Below are 11,169 nucleotides of genomic sequence, written 5' to 3'. Positions count from 1 at the left end.
CCGTCGGTATCCGGCAGCATCACGTCCAGGATCACCAGCGACAGTTCCTCGGCGTAGCGCTGGAACTCGGCCAGGAACGCCTCGCCGTTATGCGCCAGGCGCACTTCGTACTGGTTCTTTTCCAGGTAGGCTTTCAGCAGCGTCCTGGTTTTCTGGTCGTCGTCGACAATCAATATCTTGCGCATTCCTATTCCTGCTTTCCTGTCTTCGACACGGAGCGGGCAATGCTGGCCAGCTTGCGCTGGATATCGCTCTCGCTCATCTTGTCATCCACAAAATAACGATGTACTTCAGCCACGATGGCGTCTTTCGCGGTTTCGTCGGCGGCCATGCGGTGCACCAGGCTCGGCGCCTGGAACGCGCTGCCCTTGCTGAACGCGCTCCATGAGGCGCGCGCGCAGCTATCCATTTTCGACAAATCCGGCGAGCGCCATACAGAAATCGCGCCCTTGACCTGATTGTAAGCGCTTTGCACCGACTGCGACATGATCACCTGGGCCAGCTTTTCCTGCGCCGGCTGGTGCGAATAATCGCCGGCGAACATGGCCAGGGTATCGACGCTATATAGATGGTAGTCTGCCGTGCCCGGCACCGCCGCACAAGAAAAATCCTGGTCGGTGTTCAAGCCCCAGGCCAGCAGCTCCCCCTTGGCCCAATCGCCCATGACGAACATGGCGGCCTCGCCGTCAGCCAGCTGGCGCGTCATGTCCGGCCACGGCCGTTCCCTGAGCGGCTGCGGCATCCACTCCTTGAGCGCCCGCAAGCGCTTCAGGGCATGGGTCATGCGCGCATCGCCAAAGGCGGCGGGATTGAGGTCGACAAACAGGGAGCGGTAATAGGCCGGCCCGCTTTCGGCCAGCACCAGGGTTTCAAACAAGGTAGCGACCTGCCAGGCTTCGCTGCTTTGCGCCAGCGGCGTGACGCCGGCCTGCTTGAGTTTTTCCGCGACCCGCTCGAACTCGGGCCAGGTCCGGGGCGCAGCCAGGCCGAGCCGGTCGAAAACCTTTTTGTTGTAGAACAGGTTGTTGATGCGATGGATGCCAAGCGGCGCCGCCACTACATGGCCGCGGTTGTGCACTAGCGACCATACGGTCGGAAACAACAGTTTTTGCCAGTTGCCCGGCGCGGCGACGTCGTCCAGTTCCAGCAACAGGCCAAGATCGGCCCACTCACCGAACACGATGCCGTTGAGCTGGGTTGCCTCGGGCGCTTTGCCGGCCAGCACCATACTCTTGAGCACCTTGCTGGCGCCAAGGCCGGCGCCGCCGGGAATGGCCATGTCGCGCCACTGGATGTTATCTTCGGCGAGCCTGCCTGCCAGCACGTCGACCGACTTGCGTTCCCCGGCCGAAGTCCACCAATGCACCACCTGCAGCGACGTTGCCGGCTGGCCGGCGCCGGAAACCGGCGGCGCGGCGGCGGCATTGGCCATGCCGGTCGTCAGAGCAATCAGGCAACCAAGCAGGCAGCCTGACGCCAGTAGTACGATCCATCTGCGCGATCCTGCAGTCCAGGATTTCGCGCCTCCCTGGCCTCCCTTGCCTCGCTTGTCAATCATTGAGCGCCTTGTTGATTTTTTTATAAACACTTGTTACGTCTCCCCACATCGCGTGTGACTATAGCGCAAGTCCGGTATACGACGTTAACAGTCTTCTTGTTTTGTAAAGAAGCGTAAGTTTTCGTAATTTTATCTATACTCATCAAAGCAGAATATCACCGCCAATCGCCGCGGCTGTCCTATGAGGGGATGGCAAGTTGTCCGCTCCACTGTAAAGATATGTAATCGCCGCAAACCGCAGGATTTGATTTTGTTCAATAAAATCAAAAACTTATGTAATTTGTATAGATAGTTTCCAACTAAGATGGCGACACATTTTTTATGGTGCTAATGTCTGTGCGCGGCGGTTTGACAGGCTTCAGGCTCTAAAGACGGCCGCACTAATAAAACTCAAGCTATAAAAATCCAAGCGAAATCCAAGCGGCAAAACCCAAGAGGAGACTTTGATGCAAACCATCAACCGAATTCGTACCATCCGCAACGCCGTGCTGATCGCCCTGGCGACGGTCGGCACGGCGCAAGCCGGCACCCTGACTATCGAGAGCTGGCGCGTCGACGACAAGACCCTGTGGGAAACCGTGCTGATCCCGGCTTTCCAGAAAAAGAATCCTGGCATTGAAGTCAAGTTCGCGCCTACCGCTCCTACCGAGTACGACTCTAGCCTGACCGCGCGCTTGGCCGGTGGCACTGCGGGCGACCTGATCGCCTGCCGTCCTTTCGACGTTTCGCTGTCCTTGTACAAGAAGGGCAACCTGGAAAAACTGGATGGCAAACCGGGCATGGAACACTTCCCTGCTTCTTCCAAGACTGCATGGCAGACCGATGACGGCAAGGACACGTTCTGCATGCCGGTCGCGTCGGTGATGCATGGTTTCCTGTACAACCAGAAAATCTTCAAGGAACTGAACCTGCAGCCGCCAAAAACCGAAGCAGAATTCTTCAAGGTGCTTGACACCATCAAGAGCAACGGCAAGTACACGCCGCTGGCGCTGGGCACCGCAGACCAGTGGGAATCCAGCCAGGTGATCTTTACCGGCGTCGGGCCGAACTACTGGAAGGGGGAAGAAGGCCGCAAGGCGCTGATCGCCGGCAAGGAAAAATTCACCGATCCTAATTTCGTCAACGCCTTTGAATACGAAGCGAAGCTGGGCAAGTACCTGTCCAAGGGCGCCAGCTCGCAAACCTACGGCGACAGCCAGAACCTGTTCGCACTCGGCAAGGCAGCGATCTATCCGACCGGCTCCTGGGATATCGCTTACTTCAACACCAACGCCAAGTTCGAAATGGGCGCCTTCCCGCCGCCAGTGCCTAAAGCCGGCGACAAATGCTATATCTCGGATCACAACGATATCGGCATGGGCGTCAACAAGAAATCCAAGAACAAGGAAGATGCCTACAAGTTCCTGACCTGGCTTGGTTCGCAGGAATTTGCCGACATCTATACCAACAAGGTCACCGGCTTCTTCTCGCTGTCGGACCACCTGATCTCGGTCAAGGATCCGGTCGCCAAGCAGATGATCGACTGGCGCAAATCCTGCTCGTCGACCATCCGCCTCAACGCGCAGATCCTCAACCGCGGCGAGCCGAGCATGGAAAACCAGCTGTGGAACGTGAATGCCCAGGTGCTCAACGGCAAGCTGGCGCCTAAGGAAGCTGCGGCCCAGATCCAGACCGGCTTCGCCAAGTGGTACAAACCGCAACAATAAGCACTGCTGTTGTGCTGTTGCTTAGCCGGGGAAGAGTTAAGATTGGCTCTGTCCCGGCTCATTTTTCACACAGCATGCCACACAGCAGCCAAGGCTTGCCGCCGGGTAAGCCCGTGATCCACGGCACGGAAGTCAAAACATAAGCCGCATAAGCCGTGATCACGCCCGTATTCCATGGTCCGCCAAGCCGGGCACGGATGGAACACGATCTCCCCCGTGTTTTATCCGCGCCTGCGGCGACCTACGCATTTTTTGCTATCACCGAAAACCCGAATGAATCTTCAAAACAAGAAATTCCCTTGGCACATCGTGGTATTCCTGGCGCCAGCGGTCATCATCTATTCCATGTTCAGCGCGCTGCCTTTACTGGATACCCTGCGCCTGGGCTTTTATACCAGCAACGATGCCGGCGTCCACAGCTTCGTCGGCCTGGACAACTATCACACCATCCTGTTCGATTCCGACTGGTCCAAGGCGTTCTGGAACGCCATGCTGAACAATGTGAAATTCTTCGCGATCCACATGCTGCTGCAAAATCCGATCGGCCTGCTGCTGGCTACCCTGTTCAGCCTAAAGGGCCTGCGCGGCGCCCGCACCTACCGCACCCTGATTTTCCTGCCGACCCTGCTATCAGTAGTGATCATCGGCTTCATCTGGCAGCTGATCCTGTCGCCGCTGTGGGGCGTCGGCGAAGGCTTGATGACGCATGTCGGCCTGGGCGACTATTTTGCGCCGTGGCTGGGACAGGAAAGCACCGCCTTGCTGACGCTCGGCCTGGTCTCGGTCTGGCAATACGTCGGCATCCCGATGATGCTGATCTACGCCGCCCTGCTCGCCGTGCCGGAAGAAGTGCTGGAAGCGGCCTATGCCGAAGGCGCCAGTTCGTTCCGCATCTTCTGGCAGATCAAGCTGCCGCTGATCCTGCCGACGCTGGGACTGGTGACCATCCTCACCTTCGTCGCCAACTTCAACGCCTTCGACCTGATCTATTCGGTCAAGGGCGCGCTGGCCGGCCCCAACTACACCACCGACATCCTGGGCACCTTCTTCTACCGCACCTTCTTCGGCTACCAGGCGCAGATCGGCAGCCCGACCATGGGCGCGGCGGTAGCCACCCTGATGTTCCTGGTGATCCTGCTCGGCGTGGCCAGCTATTTCTACTTCGTGCAGCGCAAGCTGACACGCTACGAACTGTAACGAGGACAGCATATGACATCGATTTCCTCGCTCTCTTCAGCCGCCGCCACCTCGGCGCCGGTGGTGCGCCAAAGCCGCTTCGCCAATCTCGGCCGCATCTGGGTCCATGTGGTGCTGTGCGCCTATGCCGTGATCGCGCTGTTTCCGATTGCGCTGATCATGATCAATTCGATCAAGTCGCGCGACGCCATCTTCGACAACCCGCTGGCGTTCCCGACGCCGGAGACGTTTTCCCTGATCGGCTTTGAAAAGGTGCTGCACAACACCAATTTCATGCTGTACTTCAGCAACAGCCTGGTAGTCACGCTGGGTTCCCTGCTGCTGATCGTGCTGTTCGGCGCCATGGCCGGCTGGGCCCTGTCGGAATACAAGTTCCGCGGCAACCGCCTGATGGCGCTGTACCTGGCGCTGGGCATCATGATCCCGATCCGGCTCGGCACCGTCTCCATCCTGCAGCTGGTGGTCAGCCTCGACCTGATCAATACCCGCACCGCGCTGATCCTGGTGTACACCGCGCAGGGCTTGCCGCTGGCGGTGATGATCCTGTCCGAATTCATCCGCCAGATTCCCAAGGAACTGAAAGATGCGGCGCGCTGCGACGGCGTCGGCGAATTCAAGATTTTCTTCCAGATCATCCTGCCGCTGATCCGCCCGGCGATCGCCACGGTGGCGGTGTTCACCATGATCCCGGCCTGGAACGACCTGTGGTTCCCGCTGATCCTGGCGCCCTCGGATGAAACCAAGACCGTCACCCTCGGCGTGCAGCAGTTCATCGGCCAGTACGTGACCGATTGGAATTCGGTATTGGCGGCGTTGTCGCTGGCCGTGATCCCGATCCTGATCATGTACGTCATCTTCTCCCGGCAATTGATCCGCGGCCTGACTTCCGGCGCCGTCAAGTAATACAGAAAACGAGACATTCCATGGCAAACGTAAGCGTTAAACAAATCACCAAATCGTATGACGGCAAGCAGAACGTGCTGGCCGACCTCAACCTGGAAATCAAGGACGGCGAATTCGTGGTCCTGGTCGGCCCCTCGGGCTGCGGCAAATCCACCCTGCTGCGCATGCTGTGCGGCCTGGAATCGATCACCAGCGGCGAGCTGTCCATCGGCGACCAGGTAGTCAACCACCTGCCGCCGGCCGAACGCGGCATCGCCATGGTGTTCCAGAGCTACGCCCTGTATCCGCACATGAGCGTATACAAGAACATGGCGTTCGGCCTGAAGATCGCCGGCGCCGACAAGGCCGCCATCGACCAGCGCATCCGTCACGCCGCCGGCATCCTCAAGATCGACCACCTGCTGGACCGCCTGCCGCGCGAACTGTCCGGCGGCCAGCGCCAGCGCGTGGCGATCGGCCGCGCCATCGTGCGCAAGCCGAAACTGTTCCTGTTCGACGAACCGCTGTCCAACCTGGATGCAGCTTTGCGGGTCCAGACCCGGCTCGAAATCGCCAAGCTGCACAAGCAGCTGGAAGCCACCATCGTCTATGTCACCCACGACCAGGTCGAAGCCATGACCCTGGGCGACAAGATCGTGGTGATGAACGACGGTTACATCCAGCAAGCGGGTTCGCCGCTGGAGCTGTACCAGCGTCCGCAAAACCTGTTTGTCGCGACTTTTATCGGCTCGCCGAAGATGAACCTGTTCAACGGCGCGATCGCGGCAGTCGAAGCCGACCACCTGAGGATAAAGCTCAGCAGCGGCCAGGAAATCCGCGCCGACGTCGCCGCCGGCACGGCCAAGGCCGGTGACGCCGTCACGGTTGGACTGCGTCCTGAACATATCCTGGAAAACGCGCATAGTGGTGAAGTATTCAGCGGCAAGGTCAGCATCGTCGAACACCTGGGCGAAGCCAACTTCATCTATGTGACGCTGCAGGACGGCCAGGACCTGCTGGTGCGCGGCGACGGCAACAATCCGGTGCATATCGGCGATACCGTCACCCTGTCGGCGCCGAGCAGCGCTTTCCACGTGTTCGACGCCCAGGGCCTGGCGTTGGCAAGGTTGAAACCCGGAAACATGATTTCATCCAAACAATAATAGATACAATATGCGCCTTCAAAAAGGCGTGGGGGTTGAGTTGAAAACAGCGTACGAATATCTGATCGGCGTCGACGGCGGCGGCACCAAGACCCATATCCGGGTCGAGCGCCCTGACGGCAGCCATGTCGCCGACGGCAGCAGCGGACCGTCGGCGCTGATGCACGGCACCAGCAAGGCCTGGTGCGCCATCGTCACCGCGCTCGACAACGCATTCCAGAGCGCCGGCATCAGCCGCCCGCCGTATCAGGCGATCGCCGCCGGCTGCGGTTTGTCGGGCATTAACAATCCGCAATGGGCGGCGCAATTCAGCGCCCAGAACCCCGGTTTCGGCGCCCTCGCCACCGGCACCGATGCTTTCACCACCTTGCTCGGCGCACACCTGGGGCAAGCTGGCGTCGTGGTCGCCATCGGCACCGGCAGCGTCGGCGAAGTCTTGCTGGCGGACGGCAGCCGCCGTGAAGTCGGCGGCTGGGGTTTCCAGACCGGCGACGAAGCCAGCGGCGGCTGGATCGGCCTGCGCGCCGCCAACCATGTCGAGCGGGCGCTGGACGGCCGTGTTGTCCCGGGTTCGCTGGCGCGCGCCATTGTTCGCTTCTGCGGCGGCGACGACGACGCCGGCGCCGACTTCAGCAGCAGCCAGAACCGCGAGCGCGTGATTGCCTGGGTCAACAGCGCCAACCAAAGCATCTTTGCGCAGCTGGCGCCGCTGGTGGTGGCCCATGCCGCACAGGACGAGGCGGCGCTCACCATCTTGCACAAGGCGGGCCAGGAAATCGCCCAGATCGCCAGCGCGCTCGATCCGTCCCAGCAATTGCCGATCGCCCTGTGCGGCGGCCTGGCCGCGCCGCTGCAGGCCTATTTGCCGGAACCGTTGAAATCGCGCGCGATCACGCCGCGCGCCGACGCCGCAACCGGCGCACTGCTGCTGCTGCGCCAGCAGCTGGCAACAGAGTCAGTGGGAGAAACGATATGAATGACAATACAATACAGCTGCAGGGCAACATCCTGACCAGCAACGGCTGGGTCACCGGCAGCATCGGTTTCAGCGACATGATCACCGAAATCAAGGGTGAAGCGCAGGAACAGGCGCCGGCCAGCGGCGATTACATTTTGCCCGGTTTCATCGACCTGCACGTCCACGGCGGCGGCGGCAAGGACATCATGGAAGCCGGCGATGCCGTGCACGTGGTATCGCGCCTGCACGCCCGGCATGGCACCACCAGCATGCTGGCCACCACCATGACCGCGCCGGCGGAAGAGCTGGAAGCTGCGCTGGGCGCAATCGGCCGCGCCTGCCGCGGCCGCCGCCCGGGCAGCGCCAGGGTGCTGGGCGCGCATCTGGAAGGGCCTTACATCAATCCCGGAAAACTCGGCGCACAGCCGGATTTCGCGATTGCCGCGAGCCTGGAACAGATCGACTGGCTGCGCAGCTTCGCCCCGTTGAAACTGATCACCATCGCGCCCGAAATCAACGGCCACATGACGCTGGTGAAAACCTTGTCCCAGCTCGGCATGCGGGTGCAGATCGGCCATACCCTGGGCACTTATGAAGACGGCGTTGCGGCCCTGAAAAACGGCGCCGCCGGGTTTACCCACCTGTTCAACGCCATGAGCTCCTTCCATCACCGCCAGCCGGGCATGGCCGGCGCTGCCCTGGCCCATGCCGAATACGCGGAACTGATCCCGGACCTGCTGCACGTCCATCCAGGCGCCATCAAGACCGCGCTGCGGGCGATTCCGCGCCTGTACTGCGTCACCGATTCGACTGCAGCGTCCGGCATGCCGGACGGTGAATACATGCTGGGCCGCCAGGTAGTCCACAAATGCCTGGGCGGCGTGCGCCTGGGCGACGGCACCCTGGCCGGCAGCACCCTGACCATGGACCAGGCCCTGCGCAACCTGGTCTCGCTCGGCCTCGACCTGGCCGAGGCGTCGCTGCGCGTCTCCACCTACCCTGCCGACTATCTCGGCATGCAGGAACGCGGCCGCCTCAAGGAAGGCTGTTTCGCCGACATCCTGGTGCTGGACCGCCAGCTCAAACTCAAAGCCGTTTATGTAGAAGGAGAAAGAATTGACCTCGTTGATGCTTAAAGAAGCCCGCTCGGCGGCAGAACATGTTGCCTTGCAGCTCAGCCAGGACCGCGACCGCTACGCAGAGCTGGGGCAACGCCTGCGGGCCGCGCCGCCGTCGACCATCCTGACGGTGGCGCGCGGCAGCTCCGACCATGCCGCCAACTACTGTGCCTACCTGATCATGGCGCGCCTGGGCCGCATCGTCGCCTCGCTGCCACTGTCGCTGGTGACCCTGAACAAGGCGCCGCTGATCGCGCGCGACGCGCTCGCCATCGCCATTTCACAGTCCGGCCAGAGCCCTGACGTGATCGAACCTATCCGCTATTTCCGCGACAGCGGCGCCACTACCGTAGCGCTGGTAAACGACGCCGCATCGCCGTTGGCGAGCAGCGCCGAATGGACCCTACCCTTGCACGCCGGCGCCGAACTCAGCGTGGCCGCCACCAAAAGCTTTATCGCCAGCCTGGTGGCTGCCGCCAGGCTCACCGCGCACTGGCAGGACGATGCCGCCTTCCTGGCCGCCATCGACGCCCTGCCGCAAGCGCTGACCGCGGCCACCCAGCTGGACTGGACGCCCGCCATCGACGTGCTGGCGCCTTCTTCGCGCATCATGGTGGTCGGGCGCGGCATCAGCTTGCCGCTGGCATTGGAATCGGCCTTGAAGTTCAAGGAAACCTCGGCGATCCAGGCCGAAGCCTTCAGCGGCGCCGAAATCAAGCATGGGCCGATGGCCTTGATCGACGAAGGTTATCCCTTGCTGATATTCGCCACACGCGGACCGACCCAGGCCGGCCTGCTCAAGCTGGCCGAGGAAATGCGCGGCCGCGGCGCCAAGGTATTGCTAGCGGCGCCGGACGACGTCGCGGCACGCGACCTGACCTTACCGGTGGCGGCAACGCCGGATCTCGATCCTATCGTAGCAATCCAGGCATTCTATGTAATGGCCGCGCAGCTAGCAGTTGCGCGCGGCATGGATCCGGACCAGCCGCGGCATTTGAGCAAAGTCACCAAGACCGAATAACAAGACCAAGTAACAAGATCAGGTAAGCAGAGCCCATGCAACAACCTGTCCGCTGGGGCATTCTCGGCACCGGAAAAATCGCCCGGGCTTTTGCCGCCGGCCTGCGCGACATTCCGGACGCCGTCCTGCAGGCGGTGGCGTCGCGCAGCAGCGGCGGCGCCGACGCATTCGGCCGCGAATTCGATATAGAGCACCGCCACGCCTCATACCAGGCGCTGGCCGATGATCCGCAAGTCGATGTGATCTACATCGCCACGCCGCATCCCATGCACGCCGAAAATGCCATCATGTGCCTGGCAGCCGGCAAGCATGTGCTGTGCGAAAAACCGTTCACCATGAACCGGCGCGAAGCGGAACAGGTGATCGCACTGGCGCGCCACAACAAGCGCTTCCTGCTGGAGGCAATGTGGTCGCGCTTCTTGCCCGGCATGGCCGAAGCCAGGCGCATCGTCGCCGGCGGCGAAATCGGCAAGGTGCGCCAGGTGCAGTCGGATTTCAGTTTCGTCGGCGATTTCGGTCCGGAACACCGGCTGTACAATCCCGAACTCGGCGGCGGCGCGCTGCTCGATATCGGCATTTATCCTTTATCGATCTCGACTTTTTTCCTCGGCCCGGTCGACGCCGTGCAATCGATTGCCGAAATCGGCGCTACCGGCGTCGACGAGCAAACCGCGTTTTCCATGCGCCATCGCGGCGGCGGCCTGTCTTCCTGCGTCTGCAGCACCCGCGTCGCCGGCCCGGTCGAAATGACCGTCTCCGGCGAGCTGGGCTACCTGCGCTTGCATACGAATTTCCACCTGGGCGCCAGCCTGACCATAACGCTGGCCGACGGCAGCACGCGCAGCCAGCAATGTCCGTTCATCGGCAACGGTTATGCGCACGAGGCGATCGAGGTGATGCGCTGCCTGCGCGCCGGCCTGGTTGAAAGCCCGTTCATGACGCATGACGAGACGCTGGCGCAGATGGCGGTGCTCGATACGATACGTGCGCAGATTGGCGTGAGCTACCCTGCCGACCGCGCCTGAGCGATTCGAAGCCGGATAGCGAACCCGGATAGAATATGCAGCTACAACAGCAGCGTTATCGGGATCATCATGCAGAATATTCAAGCAGTAGAACTAGCCAAGGCCTATCGCCTGCTCAACCACGGCCCGACCACGATCGTCACCAGCGCCCATGGCGGCGTCAGCAACGTGATGGCGGCGGCGTGGGCGATGCCGCTCGATTTCGATCCGCCCAAGGTGTTGCTGGTGATCGACAGCAGCACCCTGACCCGCGAACTGGTGGAAGCCTCGGGCGAATTCGCCCTGAACATCCCGACCCGGGCGCTGGCCGAAACCACGCTCGCAGTGGGATCGAGCTCGGGACGCGACGGCGACAAGTTCGCCGCGCTCGATATCGCCACATTTCCTTCTGAGAAAATTGCCGCGCCGCTGATATCGGGCTGCCTGGCCTGGCTGGAATGCAAGGTGATTCCGGAACTGCATAACCAGCAGCGCTACGACCTGTTCATCGCCGAAGTGGTGGCAGCCTGGGCCGATGCTGCAGCGTTCTCGGCCGGCCGCT

General features: G+C 61.5%; 11 protein-coding genes. 9 read left to right on the top strand and 2 right to left on the bottom strand.

All coding sequences use genetic code 11. From position 1 onward, the window contains the following. Together JWQ61_RS21870 and JWQ61_RS21865 are read right to left on the bottom strand one after the other, a co-directional pair. A partial coding sequence (locus tag JWQ61_RS21870) for a response regulator (RefSeq protein WP_304362378.1) occupies positions 1–185 on the bottom strand: 185 nt, incomplete at its 3' end. A 2-nt stretch (positions 186–187) separates the two neighbouring features. Then, positions 188–1,558, bottom strand: a complete 1,371-nt coding sequence (locus tag JWQ61_RS21865; protein WP_304362377.1) for an ABC transporter substrate-binding protein — start codon at positions 1,556–1,558, stop codon at positions 188–190. 446 nt (positions 1,559–2,004) lie between these two features. On the opposite strand from JWQ61_RS21865, the gene JWQ61_RS21860 reads away from it, so the two are divergent. The 9 genes from JWQ61_RS21860 to JWQ61_RS21820 all read left to right on the top strand — a co-directional run. Beyond that, positions 2,005–3,264: an ABC transporter substrate-binding protein gene (locus JWQ61_RS21860; protein ID WP_304362376.1), complete on the top strand. Its 1,260-nt coding sequence runs from the start codon at positions 2,005–2,007 to the stop codon at positions 3,262–3,264. Positions 3,265–3,537: 273 nt separating this feature from the next. Continuing rightward, entirely contained in the window at positions 3,538–4,461 is a 924-nt protein-coding gene (locus JWQ61_RS21855; protein ID WP_120235449.1) for a carbohydrate ABC transporter permease, read from the top strand. Between the two features lie 12 nt (positions 4,462–4,473). Further along, positions 4,474–5,364 carry a carbohydrate ABC transporter permease gene (locus tag JWQ61_RS21850; RefSeq protein ID WP_304362375.1) on the top strand — a complete coding sequence of 297 codons (891 nt, stop codon included), beginning with the start codon at positions 4,474–4,476 and terminating at the stop codon, positions 5,362–5,364. Positions 5,365–5,384: 20 nt separating this feature from the next. After that, positions 5,385–6,506, top strand: a complete 1,122-nt coding sequence (locus JWQ61_RS21845; RefSeq protein ID WP_304362374.1) for an ABC transporter ATP-binding protein — start codon at positions 5,385–5,387, stop codon at positions 6,504–6,506. 10 nt (positions 6,507–6,516) lie between these two features. Next, a complete protein-coding gene (locus JWQ61_RS21840; protein WP_304362373.1) occupies positions 6,517–7,482 on the top strand; it encodes a BadF/BadG/BcrA/BcrD ATPase family protein in 966 nt (321 codons plus the stop codon). After that, the gene (gene nagA / locus JWQ61_RS21835) at positions 7,479–8,600 is read left to right on the top strand and encodes an N-acetylglucosamine-6-phosphate deacetylase (RefSeq protein WP_304362372.1); all 1,122 of its coding nucleotides are present in this window, start codon (positions 7,479–7,481) and stop codon (positions 8,598–8,600) included. Before JWQ61_RS21840 ends, nagA begins: the two co-directional genes overlap by 4 nt. Then, a complete protein-coding gene (locus JWQ61_RS21830; protein ID WP_304362379.1) occupies positions 8,593–9,603 on the top strand; it encodes an SIS domain-containing protein in 1,011 nt (336 codons plus the stop codon). Before nagA ends, JWQ61_RS21830 begins: the two co-directional genes overlap by 8 nt. 35 nt (positions 9,604–9,638) lie before the next feature. Further along, complete coding sequence (locus JWQ61_RS21825) at positions 9,639–10,628, top strand: Gfo/Idh/MocA family protein (protein ID WP_304362371.1); 990 nt, start codon at positions 9,639–9,641, stop codon at positions 10,626–10,628. 69 nt (positions 10,629–10,697) lie between these two features. Continuing rightward, the coding region (locus tag JWQ61_RS21820) for a flavin reductase family protein (RefSeq protein ID WP_304362370.1) at positions 10,698–11,169 on the top strand (472 nt) is incomplete at its 3' end.

This window comes from Collimonas fungivorans, assembly GCF_028292705.1.
Taxonomy (GTDB): domain Bacteria; phylum Pseudomonadota; class Gammaproteobacteria; order Burkholderiales; family Burkholderiaceae_D; genus Collimonas; species Collimonas fungivorans_B.
The sequence above is the reverse complement of the archived record's forward strand: the minus strand, read 5'-3'. Positions and strand labels throughout refer to the sequence as shown.